Raw genomic sequence first — 14,896 nt, 5'->3', positions numbered from 1 at the left:
CGTTGGCCGGCACCTCCAGGTCCACGGTCTCGCACTTGACCAGCGGCATGGGGCGCCCCAGGATGGCGCCGGCCACCCCCAGCTCGTCCACCCCGTAGGCGATCTTCTGCACCGCCACGTAGGAAAGGCACGGCACCGCGCCGATGACCCCGGCCGCGGGCAGCGGTTGTCCCAGGGCGCTGGCCTTGTTCCAGTGGACGGCCAAGTCCTGCTGCGCGCTGATCAGGTAGACGCCCGTCTTGGTGGGGGACTTGATCTGGCCGCGGTAGTTGCCGACGTTGCGGATGCCGGTCTCCGGGTCCTTGGTGATCCAGTGGCACGCCGTGAAGTAGGGCCCGTTGTCGAAGCCCGGCGTCGAGATGGGCACCGGGAACTCGTCCAGGCCGCCGTGCTCCAGGAGACCGTCGCCGACGTGGATCTCCTCCTTCACCGGGCCGGTCTCCACCAGTTCCGGCGCCAGCGGCGCGGCCACCGCCGCGGACCACTTCTCGAAGCTCCTGCCCGGCTCGGAGCCCATGCCCAGGGCATAGATGGCCTCGTTGGAAGCCAGCGCCCCCAGCACCACCGGGGTCTCGTAGCGCCGCCCCTTGGCGTCCACCACGTTGTCGAACAGGAAGGCCTTGCGCTGGTGGTCCGGCAATCCCAGGAACTGCCAGCGCACCAGCGGATGCAGCTCCGTGTCCTTGTCCACCGGGGCGGCTACCCGCATCAGCAGCCCCTGACGGTCGAGCAGGTGGAGGTATTCGCGGAGGTCCTGGTACATCTAGCGGCCCTTGAAACTCGGCTTGCGCTTTTCGCTGAAGGCGCGCGGGCCTTCACGGGCATCCTCGGTCCCGCCCACCATGGCGCGGAACCCAGCCTCGAAGCGGATGGCGTCGGCAAGCGGCAGGTCGAGGCTACGGAGCACCACCTCCTTGAGCGCCTGCAGCGCCAGTGGCGGGCCGTCGGCTATGGACCGGGCGAGCTTCTCGGTCGCCGGCAACAGTTCGTCCCGCGGCACCACCCGGTTCACCAAGCCGCAGCGGAACGCCTCGTCGGCGGAGATGGACGCGCCGGTGTAGAGCATCTCCAGGGCCATGCCCAACGGCACGATGCGGGGCAGCCGCACGGTGCCCGAACTGCCCGGGAAGAACCCCCGCTTGATCTCCGGCAGGCCGAAGGTGGCATCCTCGCTGCAGATGCGGATGTCACAGGACAGGGCGATCTCGAAGCCCCCGGCCAGGCAGTAGCCGTGCACCGCCGCGATCATGGGTTTCCACACCGGTTCCCGGCGGCCGGGGTCACGCGCCAGCGCGGAGGTCCAGAACTCCCGCGCCCGGGGGTCCCCGGCCACCGCCCGCTCCTTCAGGTCCATTCCGGTGGAGAACGCCCGCTCCCCGGCGCCGCTCACCACCGCCACCCGCAGCGCCGGGTCCGCCGCGAAGGCGTCCCACACCCGCCCCAGCTCCGCCCACATGGCCTCGTTCATGGCGTTGAGCCGCTCGGGCCGGTTCAGCGTGATGAAGGCGATGCCGTCCTTGTTCTCAAGGTCGATGTGGGATGCCACGCCAGCGTCCCTAATGGCGTCAGTCGATGAACTTCGCCAGGGTCTCGCCCCAGATCGCCTTGGTCACGTCGAGGCCGATGTTGCCGGCGGCGATGTCCTGGATGCGCGCTTCGTCGATGGGATAGCTGAACTGCTCGTTGCGCATGCGCAGGCGCTGGATGCCGCGCTCCACCATCAGTCCCCGGGCGCCGTCCACCGCCTCCTGCTGGGTGAAGGCGTCGGCGATCTGGTAGATGTTGGCCGGCCCGTGGCCGCGCTCGTCGTCCAGCACCACGGTGAAGGCCTCGGACAGGCGGTCGTTGAGCTCGCTGCCGCTCAACTGGGAGGCGGCGTAGAACAGGCCGCAACTGCCGCCTTCGAGCAGCCCCTGGGAGTTGATGAGCCGCGCCCAGGGCTCCTGGCGGGCCTCCTGCTCCTTGAACACCTCCGCCAGCCGGACCCATTCCTTCATGTCGGGCAGCGACGGATCGGGGGTCCAGCGGTTGTAGCGGCGCACCACTTCCTTGATGTCCACGGGCTCGCCGGTAAGCCATTCGATGATGTCCACGCATCGGTTGCCGTGGTTGAGCTCCTGCTTGGTGCGCCAGAGGTTCTCCTCCAGCCAGTTGCGGTCGACGTCGCCGCCCCACCGGTCGACCCAGTACCGGTCCGACGCCGTCAGGTCGCCGCCGACCTTCTCGACGATCTCCTTCAACCCGGTGAAGGTGCTCTCGATCTCCCGGCCCGCCTGCTTGGTGAGCCAGAGGACCTCCTTGTCGCGGTCCCGCTGGTCCCAGTTGAAATAGGTGTCGGCGATCTCCGCCTCCCCCGCGGCGAAGACCGCCGCCACCCGCGCCAACTCGCGGGTCGCCCGTTCCGTGAAACCGTTCCCTGCGTCGCTCATTTCCGTTCTCCTGTTGCGTTTTGTCTTTCGTGTATCGCCCGCCAGATGTTCTCCGGCTTGAGCGGCAGACTCATGATCTTGACCCCCAGCGGCGCCAGCGCATCCTCGATGGCGCTGGCCAGCACCACCGGCGGGCCGATGGCGCCGATCTCCCCCACGCCCTTGAACCCGCCCGGCGTGAAGGGCATGGGCGTCACCATGTGATGGATCTCCAGGTCCGGCATCTCCATGGCCGACGGAATCAGGTAGTCGGCGAAGGTGCCCGAAAGGAGCTGTCCCTGCTCGTCATACACCAGCTCTTCGAGAAACGCGCCCCCGACGCCGTGGGAGATGGCGCCGGTGATCTGGGTGTCGACGATCATGGGGTTCACCATGTTGCCGGAGTCGTCCACGGTCAGATACTTGAGGATCGTGGTTTCGCCGGTGCCCGCGTCCACCTCCACGTAGGCCACGTGCATCGCATAGGGGAACGTCGAGAAGTTGGACGTGCGACCCTTGGCGTCGGGCTCGAAGCTGGTGTTGGGGTTGATGAAGTAGTGGGTGTCGTGGAGCCCCGGGTCCATGTTCCCGGGGAGCTGGTTGATGGAGTAGTAGGCCATATTGGCCACTTCCTTGACCGTGAGCGCCACCCCCGGCCTCGTCCGGTCCAGGATCATGCCGCCGGCGCACTCGAGTGCCTCGGGATGGCAACGCAGCGTGTGGGCGGCGATGGCCAGCATCTTCCGCCGCACCGCCTCGCACGCCTTCATGGCGGCGGAAATCGTCACCGTCGAGAACCGGCTGGCGTAGGACCCGCTGGAAGACGACACCAGGGCGCTGTCGCCCTCGAACACCTGAACGTCCTCGAAGCGCACGCCCAGCCCGTCCGCCACCACCTGCGAGAGCGTGGTCTTGTGGCTCGCGCTCATGTTCATGTCGCCCGAGAACACCCAGGCCTTGCCCACGGGATCCAGTCGCACCGTCACGGTTTCGTAGCCGGCGTTGTAGGCATTGGGCCGGAGCGAACTGAGGGGTTCGAGCATGAAGGCCAGGCCGACGCCCCGGTAGCGCCCTTCCCGGCGCAGCCGGTCGCGCTCCGCCAGCAGGCCGGCGTAGTCCGCCTCCGCCAGCGCCTTGCGCAGGCACGCGGGGTAGTCGCCGCTGTCGTAGGTGGAGCCGGTGACGCAGGTGTAGGGAAATTCGTGGGGCTGGATGAGGTTGCGGCGGCGGATCTCGTCCTTGCCGAGACCCAGCTCCAGGGCGGCCCGGTCCATCACCCGCTCCATGATGAAGTTGGACTCGGCCTTGCCGTTGGCCCGGTGAGGGCCGGCGGCGGTCTTGTTGGTGACCACCCCGAAGGAAGTAGTGGCGTAGTTCTCGACGCGGTAGGGCCCGGGAATGAAGTTGGCGGTGACGAAGGCCAGGGAGGTGCCGCCGCTGGGATAAGCGGCGCCCAAGTCGACGATGACCTTGGTCTTGAGGGCGGTGATGCGCCCGGACTCGTCGAACCCCGCCTCCGCGTAGTCCACCTGGGCGCGGGAGTGGTGCGACGCCGCCATGTGCTCGCTCCGGCTCTCGCGCCAGCCCACCGGGCGGTCGAGCCGGAGGGACAGGAGCGGCATCAGCACTTCCTCGGGGTAGAAGGCCCACTTGATGCCGAAGCCCCCGCCCATGGCGGGCGAGATCACGCGGATCTTGAGGTCGCCGCGGCCCAGGGTGTCGAGCACGAGGTTCGGGAGCGCGTGCGGCACCTGGGTCGAGGACCACAGCGTCAGCAGGTTGTCCCGCTGGTCCACGCTGGCGATGACGCCGCGCGTCTCCAGCGGCGTCCCGGTATAGCGGTGCTGCACGATGCGCTCGCGGACCACCACCGCGGACGATTCGAGCAGATCGTCCACCGGCCCCTCGCTGAAGCGGAACTCGTACTGGATGTTGTCCCCCCACTCCTCGTAGAGCCGGACGGACCCCCGTTCCAGCGCGGCCTCCACGTCCACCACCGGCGGCAGCGGCTCGTATTCCACGCGCACCGCCTCGGCCGCGTCCGCGGCGGCGTAGCGGTCCACCGCCACCACCACCGCCACGGCCTCGCCCGCGTGCCGTACCCGGTCCACCGCCAGACAGTAGTGGTCCGCGAAGCGCACCCGCGGGTAGTCGCTGGTGTAGGGCCGCGTGCGGGTGAACGGAAAGGGCGCCATGGGGCGCGACAGCCGCCGGATGTCCGCGCCGCTCAAGGCCGCCACCACGCCCGGCTGCGCGAGCGCGTCCGAGAGGTCCACCCGGGTCACGCGCGCGTGCGCGTAGGGGCTCCGGTGGATGCAGGCGTGGAGCATCCCGGGGAGGTCGACGTCGGCGATGTACGTATTCTTCCCCTGGATCGAGTCGAAGGACTCCTTGCGCTTGATGCTCTTGCCGACGTAGTTCGCCATGATCGTCCGGCTCTAGTGTATCCTCTCCGTTCACCCTGAGCGTAGCGGCGCGCCAGCGGAGCGAAGTCGAAGGGCCGCCCGCTTCACCGCCTTGATAATGTTGAGGTACCCGGTGCAGCGGCACAGGTTGCCGGAGTAGGCCCGGCGGATGTCTTCGTCGGACGGGTGCGGATTCTCTTCCAGGAACGCCACCGTGGTCATCAGCATGCCCGGCGTGCAGAAGCCGCACTCCAGCGCGTCGCATTCCCAGAACGCTTCCTGGGCCGGATGAAGCGCCCCGTCCCGGGCCAGGCCTTCCACGGTGCGGATCTCCGCCCCGCGCGCGCGGGGCGCCAGCACCTGGCACGACTTCACGGTGAGCCCGTTCATGAGAACCGTGCAGGCGCCGCAGTTGCCGGTGTCACACCCCACGTGAGTGCCCTTGAGCCCGGCCTTGTCGCGGATCAGGTCCACCAGCAGCAGGCGCGGCTCCACCTCGAAGGAGTAGTCAGTGCCATTGATCGTGGTGGTGACGGTGATGCGTTGCATAGTCCGTTGTGAATGGCGCCATGCCCCGAATTCGTCATTCCCGCGGAAGCGGGAATCCAGGCGGGGTGAGGCGGGGGACACGCCCGTTTGCCCCGCCCAACCCCTGGATTCCCGCTTCCGCGGGAATGACGTTTAGGGGCGTTGGTGCGGCACCCGAGCTCTTTCCCGCCCTTGGGTCAGGGCGCGGGCGACGACCACCGGGGTCATCTCCTTGCGGTACTCCGCGGATGCGTGGACGTCGCTGACCGGGTCGGCGGCCTTGCCGGCTAGTGCGGCGGCTTCCGTGAGATCGGCGTCGGTGAGGCGCGTGCCTTGCAGCGATCTTCCCGCATTCTCGCAGATGAAAGCCGTGGGGCCGACGGCGCACAGGGCGATGCGGGCGTCCTGGCATGTACCGTCCGGTGCCAGGCTCACGAGCGCCGCCGCTCCCACCACCGCGTAGTCGCCGGCGCGGCGCGCCATCTTGACATAGGCGTGGCCGTAGACACCCTCGGGCCGCGGCACGTCCACGGACGTTACGATCTCGTCCTCGGCCAGACAGGTCTCGAACGGTCCGGTGAAGAAATCGCGGGCGGCGATGGCGCGGCTTCCGCGGGTCGATTGGGCCGTGAGGTTCGCCTCCAGCGCAAGCGCCGCCGGGGCCAGGTCACCCGAGGGGTCGGCTTGGCTCAGGGCGCCGCCCAGGGTGCCCAGGTTGCGGATGTGGATGTCCCCGATGCCGGCGGCGGCCTCGGCAATGAGCGGCAGGCTCTGCCGGAAGGTGCGTTCGAGGATACGCTCCGTGACCAGGGCGCCGATGTGCACGGCGTCCGCGTCTTCGGCCACGCCGGTCAATTCCCGGAGGCCGCCGATGTCGACGATGACCGCCGGACGCACCAGCCGCAGCTTGAGCATCGGCAGGAGCGACTGCCCCCCGGCCATGAGCCGCGCCTCGTCGCCGTGCTCGCGCAGCAGCGCGAGGGCTTCGGCAAGTGAATCGGGCGCCCGGTACTCGAAGGGCGGAGGGATCATCGGACGGCGGTGTTACCCGCGGGAGCGCGCCAGCTTCCACTCCTCGCCGCGGACGGACTCGTGGAACAGCTCGTCCACGTCGGCTTCGTTCCTGCACATGCCTTGCTCGCGGGAGTAGCGCGCCAGCGTGCCGAAGTTGTTGCGGTTAGTGTCGTTGAGCCCGTAGACCCACGGGTCCTCGCCCAACTGCTCAAGCTGCTCCTCCCAGGCGTCCCGGAAAAACGCCAGCGGCACGATCCGGGGGTTGTCCATGCGGTTGTAGGTCCACTGCTTGGCCTTCTCGAACGCCACCATCAGGTTCATGGGCACCCAGGGATGCTTCTCCACGATCTCCCGCTTGATGACGGTCGTGTGCATGATGGGAAAGATCCCGGTGCGCTTGAAGTAGTCCATCTCCACCTGCTTGGGATCGTCGAAGAGGCGCTTGACACGGGTGTCGCCTTCCAGGATGGGCGCGAGGATGTCGGGGTGGATGACCGCGTCCAGCTCGCCCTCGACGAGCATGTCCTCGACCCGTTTGCCCTTGGGCAGGCGCTCCATCCGGAGTCCCTCCGGCGGATCGAACGGCACGTCCTCCTCCCTCTCGGCGCGCCATTCCAGGTCGGTGAACGAGACGCCGTACTCGTCCTGCAGGGTGCCGCGGATCCACAGGAGCGCGGTGGCCTGCCAGTTCTTGAGCCCCACGGTCTTGCCGATGAGGTCCTTGGGCGACTGGATGCCCTTGTCCGCGTTGACGAAGATGAAGCCGTGGCGAAACCGGCGGTGCAGGAACACCGGGATGGCGGTCAGGTCGTCCGCCTCGCCGCGGTCCTTGGCCAGCAGGTAGGACGAGCCCGAGTGCTCGCCCACGTCGAACTCCCGGAACCGGGCGATGCGCCAGTGCCGGGTGGACGAGTCCATGTCCGTGAGCACGGTGAGCTCGATGCCGTCGGGCTGGATCACCCCTTCCTTGAGGGCGCGGATGCTCTCGTAGTCGCCGCACGCCAGCGTCAGATGAAGTTTCTCGGCCATTTCGTTACCTCCGGGGTCAGTCGATGGCGAGCCGTTTCGCCCGCCGCACGAAATAGTCCCACATGCTGCCGAGGCGGTGCGGCGTGTAGATCTGGTCGTACTTCTCGCGCGCCTCGTCGTCGCTGCTCCAGGTAGGGTCGCCGGCGGCCGCGGCCAGGAGCTGGATGCGGCACGCCTTTTCCAGGAAGATGGCGTAGAGGGTGGCGGTCTCCACCGATTCGGCCACCACGGTGGTGCCGTGGTTCTTCATCAGCACGGCGCGGGCCCCCTCCAGCTTCTCGGCGAGCTTCACGCCCAGCTCCGGCGTGCGGATCAGGATCGTGGTGTAGTCGAACAGCGGCAGCCCGTCGTGAAAGATGGAGCCCTCGTGGCTCACCGGGCGCAACGGCTGCCTCAGCGACCCGAAGGCCGTGGCGTAGGGCGGATGGCTGTGGATGACGCAGTTCACGTCGGGCCGCGCCTTGTAGATCTCGGTGTGGATGAACACCTCGGAGTGGCGCTCATAGTCGCCCTCGATCTTGGTGCCGTCGAAGTCCACCTTGATGATGTGGTAGGGGCGGATCTCCTCGAAGCCGTAGCTGTGGGGCTTCATCAGCATGGCGTTCTCCCCCGGCACCCGCGCCGACACGTGTCCCAGGATGTTGTCCCAGTGTCCCTCGATGGCCAGGATGTTGCACGAGATGGCCACCTTGTCCCGCAACGCTACCAAGTCGTCCATGGAACCCCCGTTTGGATCACGAATTGCCTTCCCTGAGCCTGAACCGCTGTATCTTGCCCGTGACGGTCTTGGGCAGATCGTCCACGAACTCCACCCAGCGCGGGTACTTGTACGGCTCGAGGCTGCCCTTGATGAAGTCCTGCAGCGCCTGGCGCAGCGCGTCGGTGCCGTCTTGCCCGTTCTGGAGGATGACGTAGGCCTTGGGCTTGATGAGCCCGTCGGCGTCGGCCTCGCCGGTCACCGCGGCCTCCAGCACCGACGGATGCTCCATCAGCGCGTTCTCCACCTCGATGGGCGAGACCCACAGGCCGCCCACCTTGAGCATGTCGTCGGAGCGGCCGCAGTACCAGAAATAGCCGTCGTCGTCGCGGTAGTAGGTGTCGCCGGTCCGGAGCCACTCGCCCTGCATCGTGCGCTGGGTCTGCTCGTGCTTGTTCCAGTAGTAGGGCGCCGTGGCGTCGCCGGCCACGTACAGGTTCCCCACCTCGCCGTTGGGCACCTCGCGCCCCTCGTCGTCCACCACCTTGGCAACGAACGCCGGCGTCACCTCGCCGCTGCTGCCGGCCTTGGCCCGGCCCGGCCGGTTGGCGAGGAAGTCGTGGGTGGCCTCGGTGGAGCCCACCACGTCCAGCAGCTCCACGCCGACCTTGTCGCGCCACTGGTGGAACAGCGCCGGGGGCAGCGGCTCGCCCGACGAAAGGCAGATCCGGAGAGAGCCGAGATCATACTCCTTCTCCACCCGCAGCATGCGCGCGTACAGCGTCGGCACCGAGAAGAAGAAGGTCGGACGGTAGCGCTCGATGGTCTGCAGGATCTTCTCCGGATCGGGCCGCTCGGGCCACAATACGCCCGCGGCACCGAAACGGAAGGGGAAGTAGAGGGAGTTGCCCAGCCCGTAGGAGAAGAACAGCTTGGACGCGGAAAAGCAGACGTCGTCCTCGGTCATGCCCAGCACCGGCTTCACGAACAGGTCCGTGATGGTGATCATGTCGTGCTGGAGGTGGACCGCGCCCTTGGGGTTGCCCGTGCTGCCCGAGGTGTAGTTCCACATGACCACGTCGTCGCGCCCGGTGGGTTCGGCCGCGAGCTCAACCGGCTGCCCCTCCATGAGCGCGTCCCACCCGGTGGCTTCGCCGCGCGGCGTCCCCACCACCACCACGTGCTTCAGGTGGCGCGGCCGCGCGCCGATGGCCTCGATCTCCGGCAGCGCGGACTCGTGCACCACGACGATGCGCGCGCGGCTGTCGTTGAGCAGGTACTCGTAGTCGGCCGCGTGCATCCAGGGATTGACGGGTATGGGGACGGCGCCGATCTTGATGGCGCCGAAGAAGGCGAAGGCGAACTGCGGGCTGTCGGGCAGCACCAGCAGGACGCGCTGCTCGGTGTCCAGGCCGAGGGCGCGGAATGCGTTGCCGGCGCGGTTCACCGCCTCCTGGACCTGCCGGTAGGTGTACCGCTCGTCCTCGTGCAGGATAGCAGTGCGCTCGCCGCGGCCGGCGGCGATGTTGTCGTCGACGAACGTGGTCGCGGCGTTGTAGGGATCCGGCAGTTCGAGTCGCGGGGCCGTCATGCTCGTTTCGATTCGGAGCCCGTACCGGCCCGAGAGCGCGATACGGGCGCGGGCGGATTTGAAATCCGCCCTACACTCTCGTCTTCCTGCTGGCGTTGCGGGTTCGGCCTATTCGCCTCCCACCATCTCGGAAGTTTGCTCCGTGGCCATGACCACGGACTTGACCTCGCTGTAGTGCTCCACGGCCTCGTTGCCGTGCTCCTTGCCGACGCCGCTCTGCTTGACGCCGCCGAAGGGGAGCTCGTCGTAGATGATCTGCGCGGAGTTGACCCAGGTGTAGCCGGCGTCGAGCTTCTCGGCCGCGTACATGGCCTTGTCGACGTCCTGGGTCCACACCGAGGAGCCCAGTCCGAAGATGGAGTCGTTGGCCAGCGCCAGACCTTCTTCGAGGTTCCTGATCCGCACCACCGGCAGGGCCGGTCCGAAAACCTCGTCCGACAGCAGCTTGGACTTGGGGTCGACATCCACCACGATGGACGGGTTCAGGAAGTTGCCCTTGTCGTATTCGTCGCCCTTGGGGCGGTCGCCGCCCACCAGCACCTTGGCACCCTTCTGCACCGCGTCCTCCACCTGCTCCTCCACCTCTTCGCGCTGTCCCTTGGTATGCAGCGGTCCGAGCATGGTGCCCTTGGTGAGGCCGTTGCCCACCCGCAGCTTGCGCACTTTCTCCACCAGTTTCCCGACGAACTCGTCGTAGATCTCGTCGTACAGGTAGAGGCGCTTCACCGCCAGACAGGCCTGGCCGCAGTTGAAGAAGCGGCCCACCGAGGCCGCGCTCACGGCCCGGTCGATGTTGGCGTCGCTGCAAACGATCATGGGGTCGCTGCCGCCCAGCTCCAGGGTCACCCGCTTGACCTCCTGGGAGGCCACTTCCATGATCCGCTTGCCGGTATCGGTGGCGCCGGTGAAGCCCACCTTGCGGATGACCGGGTTACGGAGGATCTCCTCGCCCACCGCGCCGCCCGGTCCGGTGACCATGTTGATGGTGCCCTTGGGAAGCCCCGCCCTCTGCACCAGCTCGACGCACCGGGTGGCGGTCAGCGGCGTAGTGCTGGCGGGCTTGATGACCATGGCGTTGCCCGCGAGGAGCGCCGGTCCCACCTTGTTGCCCATCAGCGATACCGGAAAGTTCCACGGCACGATGGAGCCCACCACGCCCATGGGCTTGTGCATGATGAGGCCGTAGCGCCCGTCGGCGAGCTTGACGTAGCCGCCGCGCAGGGTCTTGGCCATGCCGGCGTAGTGCTCCAGGGTGTGGGCGAAGCGGCGGATCTCCAGCACCGACTCCCGCAGCGCCTTGCCCTGCTCCTTGGTGAGGAGCTGCGTGAGTTCCTTCTCGTTCTCCAGCACGAGACGCGCGGCCTCGGACAGGCACTCGCCGCGCTTGGAGGGGGCGAACTTGCCCCATTCCACGGCCGCCTCCGCCGCGGCCGCCACGGCCCTTTGGACGTCTTCCGCCGTGCCCTTGGGAACGGTGTCCACCAACTCACCGGTGGCCGGGTTGTAGATGGATGTGGTCTCGCCGCTTGCCGTATCCGTGTACTCGCCTGCAATGAACATCTGCATGGGACGAACTCTCCTCGTGAATTGAATTGATTTGCAGCCCGCGGGACTTGGCCGGGATTTTGCGTCGTAACCGGTGAAGGGGCGGTTTCGGCGAATCTGCGTCAGTCGAAGGCTGACGCAGAATGAACCACGTCAGGACAGGGCTGTCAAGGAACCTCGTTGACGCGCTCGGCTTCAGGACACGTCAGAACCGCGTCCGCGTCTCCTTGCCGTTCATCTCCACGTAGACCTTCTCGGACGTGACCGGCTTGCCGTCGAGGCAGTCCTTGAGCCAGTCGATAATGATGATCCGAGCCGCCGGGTTGCGGATGGAATGGCGCTCGCCCTCGTAGACGTACAGCACCTTGGGGCAAGTGGCCTCGTCCATGACGTCGTAGACGAACTCGATGGGGCAGAGCTCGTCGTCTTCCCCGGCCACCACCATGTACGGGCAGCGGATCTTCGCGGCGACCCCCTCCAGGGTCAGGGTCTTGCAGAACTCGTCGAACGCGGCCTCGTCGTCGTAGCCGGACATGTACATGTAGTTGAGCTTGAAGCTCGGGGCGGCGGTGTTGAAGATGGTGTACTGGCTGGGTTCCATGCACACGCCGGCCACCGCGCACGCCTTGAAGCCGGGCTCGGCCGCGGCCATGCGCGTGCCCCAGTAGGAGCCCATGCTGGAGCCGAACACCGCTACGCGCTCGCTGTCGATCTCCGGGCGGGTCTTGAGGTACGCGTAGGCAGCCTTGGCGCCGTCCTCGCAGTTCGATGCCGTGCAGGTGATGCCGCGCTCGCGGGTTTCGCCCTGCCCAGGTCCGTCGATGGAGAGGATCGCCAGGCCGCGGTCCAGCAGCGGGTCGCCCATGAGCGGGTTGTCTTCCTTCACGCCGTCCATTCCCGGCTGGTAGAGGATGCACGGCAGTTGCTCGCCGGGCGCCGGCTTGCGCGGCAGGTGCAGCAGCGCCGCCATCTGCCCGCCGGGCACCGGCAGGTCCACCCGCTCGATGGGATGGTCGGCGAACTTGATGTAGCGGTCGTAGCAGTCGCGCTTGCTCTCCGCCCAGGCCACGCGCTTGGGGTTCCCGTCCTCGAAGATGCCCCATTGGGCCGCGGTGTAGTAGGTGGCCGCCACGTAGTAGTGCTCGCGCGCCTCCACTGTGTGCCCCAGCGCCTCCGCCGCCCGCGCCCGCTTCTCCCGGCTCTCCGCTGCGCGGGAGAACTCCCGCGGGAAGTCCGTGAACTTCTGTACCCGCTGACCTATGCCGCGCAGCTCTCCGGCGATGCCCGGACCGCAGTTCCGCAGCATCTTGTGCGACCGCCCCTGGTCGAAGTCGAGACCGCTCACCTTGATGACCTGGTCCAGTACCCAGCGTTGCTCCTGCCAGCGTTTCGTCTTCCTCTCGGTGCTTGCGCGCATGGTGAGATTCCTTCCTCCTTGGTGTCTGTTGCGGGTCTGCCTTGAGAAAATGGCGCTCAAATCGGTCCTTGACCGTTTCGCTCAGGTCTTTATACAATCGCGGCCGCCGTAATCAATCTCCGTGGCCAGGAAGGCGCTCATGAAGATTCGGCCGCACACCATCTTCGGTTTCCTAGTGCTCCTCTTCTTCGGCCTCGTGATCTGGGGGGCATGGGGGTGGCCCTTCAAAGCCAAGCTCTATCCTCTGGTGATCGGCGTGCCCATGCTCGCGATGGCCGCCTTCCATGTCCTCATTGACTTGAAGGAGGGTAGGGGAGATCGCGTTCCCTTGCCCGAACCCGACACGGGAGCTACCCCGGCGGACATTCAGTTCACGAAGGACGTCGATCCCGTCATTGCGCGGCGGCGGACGATCGATATTTTCGCGTGGATCTTCGGGTTCGTCCTGGCTTGCTGGCTCGTGGGTCTCTCCGTAACGATACCGCCGTTCGTATTTCTCTATCTCAAGGTCAAGTCGGGCGAAGGGTGGGTTCTCTCCATCGCGATGACCGGCGTGGTCTGGCTCTTGTACTGGGGCCTCTTCGACCAGGTGCTTCGGCTCCCCTTGCCCGAGGGGAAACTCTACTTCTGGCTGGGGCTTTGACGAAACGATGCTCCGTGACACATCGGCGAACTTCCGGGGTACGAGGTGATTGAGGCCGCCATCAGTGGCTTGTTCCAGGTGTTGTCCTGGCCCGCGTTCGGATTCCTGTTGATCGGGGGAGCGGTCGGCTTCGTCGTCGGGATTCTGCCCGGGCTGGGCGGTCTGACCACATTGGCGCTGATGCTCCCCTTCGCCTACGCGATCCAGGAGCCCATTGCGGCCTTCTGCTTCCTCCTCGGCATGCATGCCATCACCGGGACGACGGGCGACATCACCTCCATCCTTTTCGGCATCCCCGGCGAGGGGACCTCGGCGGCGACCATCATGGACGGCTATCCCATGACGAAGAACGGCCAGGCGGGAAGGGCCCTGGGGGCCGCCCTCATGAGCTCCCTCGTGGCCGGCCTGGAGGGGGCGCTCATCCTGGCCATCTCCATCCCGATCATGCGGCCTCTCGTGCTGTTCTTCGGCGCTCCCGAGCTATTCATGCTCACCATTCTCGGGATCACCTTCCTCGCCACTCTCAGCAGTGCTTCGCTTAGCAAGGGGATCCTGGCCGGCGGCATCGGCCTCGCCGTCTCGGCCGTGGGCATCGAAGACCATACCGGCACCCTGCGCTACACCATGGGGAGCATCTACCTCTGGGAGGGATTGAGTCTGGCGCCCGTGGTCGTGGGCCTCTTCGCGATTCCCGAGATCGTGGATCTGGCGGTGCGGGGTACGAGCATCGCCGAGGCGAAGGTGGAGAAGATCAGCGGGGTGATGGAGGGGGTCAAGGATACTTTCCGGCATTTCTGGCTCACCATGCGCTGCGGCATGATCGGAGTCATGGTCGGGGCCGTGCCCGGCGTTGGAGGCGGCGTCTCCCAGTGGATGGCTTACGCCCACGCGGTGCAGAGTTCGGAGGACAAGAACCGCTTCGGCAAGGGCGCTGTGGAGGGCGTACTGGGGCCGGGAGCCGCGAACAATTCGAAGGAGGGAGGGAACCTCATCCCGACGGTAGCCTTCGGAGTTCCGGGCACCACCGGGATGGCGATTCTCCTGGGAGCCTTTCTGATCGTCGGCCTGACACCGGGTCCGGATATGCTGACCAAGCACCTCGACGTGACCCTCGCGATGGTGTGGATACTGGTCATCTCCAACGTTCTCGCCGCCGGCGTGGCGTTCCTCTTCCTCAGTCAGTTGGTCAAGCTCACCTTTATCCGCGGGAATCTGCTCATCCCGGTGCTGGTGGTGTTCGTATTCCTCGGTGCCTTTGCGGCGAACAACGATTTCGCGGATATCGTGGTAGCCCTGGTATTCGGCGTGTTCGGCTATTTCATGGTCCTCTTCGCATGGCCCAGGGCGCCATTCGTCCTGGGGCTCGTCCTGGGGCGCCTGGCCGAGCGCTACCTCGGGATCTCGATCGGCGCCTACGGGGCGGGCTGGCTTCTCCAGCCCACCATCGTGGTCATGGCGTTGATATTGCTGGGAAGTGTTTCCTTCAGCGTGTACAAGAGGCTGAGAACCACGGACGAGGCGGTCGAGGGCAACGTGGAACCGGATTGAACAGGGGTTGCCGGTCCTGAAGCCTCACGAAGATCGTCTTCCGGTGCCAAATGAGGGTAGCATCTCCAACC

The 14,896-nt window shown here is 66.7% G+C and carries 13 protein-coding genes; 2 read left to right on the top strand and 11 right to left on the bottom strand.

The genetic code is table 11. The features are described 5' to 3' along the window. The 11 genes from OXU42_09125 to OXU42_09075 all read right to left on the bottom strand — a co-directional run. Nucleotides 1–763: UbiD family decarboxylase (locus tag OXU42_09125; GenBank protein ID MDE0029544.1), on the bottom strand; the 763-nt coding region annotated here is incomplete at its 3' end. Next, on the bottom strand, nucleotides 764–1,546 hold the full coding sequence (locus tag OXU42_09120) for an enoyl-CoA hydratase-related protein (GenBank protein MDE0029543.1): 783 nt from the start codon (nucleotides 1,544–1,546) through the stop codon (nucleotides 764–766). Nucleotides 1,547–1,565: 19 nt separating this feature from the next. After that, the gene (locus tag OXU42_09115) at nucleotides 1,566–2,429 is read right to left on the bottom strand and encodes a hypothetical protein (protein MDE0029542.1); all 864 of its coding nucleotides are present in this window, start codon (nucleotides 2,427–2,429) and stop codon (nucleotides 1,566–1,568) included. Beyond that, complete coding sequence (locus OXU42_09110; protein MDE0029541.1) at nucleotides 2,426–4,834, bottom strand: xanthine dehydrogenase family protein molybdopterin-binding subunit; 2,409 nt, start codon at nucleotides 4,832–4,834, stop codon at nucleotides 2,426–2,428. Before OXU42_09110 ends, OXU42_09115 begins: the two co-directional genes overlap by 4 nt. A gap of 30 nt (nucleotides 4,835–4,864) precedes the next feature. Continuing rightward, a complete protein-coding gene (locus OXU42_09105) occupies nucleotides 4,865–5,362 on the bottom strand; it encodes a (2Fe-2S)-binding protein (GenBank protein ID MDE0029540.1) in 498 nt (165 codons plus the stop codon). Nucleotides 5,363–5,494: 132 nt separating this feature from the next. Continuing rightward, a complete protein-coding gene (locus OXU42_09100) occupies nucleotides 5,495–6,373 on the bottom strand; it encodes a xanthine dehydrogenase family protein subunit M (GenBank protein MDE0029539.1) in 879 nt (292 codons plus the stop codon). 12 nt (nucleotides 6,374–6,385) lie between these two features. Beyond that, nucleotides 6,386–7,384 carry an ABC transporter substrate-binding protein gene (locus OXU42_09095; protein MDE0029538.1) on the bottom strand — a complete coding sequence of 333 codons (999 nt, stop codon included), beginning with the start codon at nucleotides 7,382–7,384 and terminating at the stop codon, nucleotides 6,386–6,388. 16 nt (nucleotides 7,385–7,400) lie between these two features. Then, a complete protein-coding gene (locus OXU42_09090) occupies nucleotides 7,401–8,102 on the bottom strand; it encodes a class II aldolase/adducin family protein (protein MDE0029537.1) in 702 nt (233 codons plus the stop codon). A gap of 16 nt (nucleotides 8,103–8,118) precedes the next feature. After that, a complete protein-coding gene (locus OXU42_09085; GenBank protein ID MDE0029536.1) occupies nucleotides 8,119–9,672 on the bottom strand; it encodes a benzoate-CoA ligase family protein in 1,554 nt (517 codons plus the stop codon). A gap of 108 nt (nucleotides 9,673–9,780) precedes the next feature. Further along, nucleotides 9,781–11,238, bottom strand: a complete 1,458-nt coding sequence (locus OXU42_09080; protein ID MDE0029535.1) for an aldehyde dehydrogenase family protein — start codon at nucleotides 11,236–11,238, stop codon at nucleotides 9,781–9,783. A 184-nt stretch (nucleotides 11,239–11,422) separates the two neighbouring features. Then, the gene (locus OXU42_09075) at nucleotides 11,423–12,634 is read right to left on the bottom strand and encodes an alpha/beta hydrolase (protein MDE0029534.1); all 1,212 of its coding nucleotides are present in this window, start codon (nucleotides 12,632–12,634) and stop codon (nucleotides 11,423–11,425) included. Between the two features lie 139 nt (nucleotides 12,635–12,773). On the opposite strand from OXU42_09075, the gene OXU42_09070 reads away from it, so the two are divergent. Together OXU42_09070 and OXU42_09065 are read left to right on the top strand one after the other, a co-directional pair. After that, on the top strand, nucleotides 12,774–13,277 hold the full coding sequence (locus tag OXU42_09070; GenBank protein ID MDE0029533.1) for a tripartite tricarboxylate transporter TctB family protein: 504 nt from the start codon (nucleotides 12,774–12,776) through the stop codon (nucleotides 13,275–13,277). Nucleotides 13,278–13,322: 45 nt separating this feature from the next. Continuing rightward, nucleotides 13,323–14,825, top strand: coding sequence for a tripartite tricarboxylate transporter permease (locus tag OXU42_09065; protein ID MDE0029532.1), 1,503 nt, complete (start codon nucleotides 13,323–13,325; stop codon nucleotides 14,823–14,825). Nucleotides 14,826–14,896 lie beyond the last annotated feature (71 nt).

The sequence above is a fragment of the Deltaproteobacteria bacterium genome, from assembly GCA_028818775.1.
In the GTDB taxonomy this organism is placed as follows: Bacteria; Desulfobacterota; Binatia; order UBA9968; family JAJDTQ01; genus JAJDTQ01.
The sequence above is the reverse complement of the archived record's forward strand: the minus strand, read 5'-3'. Positions and strand labels throughout refer to the sequence as shown.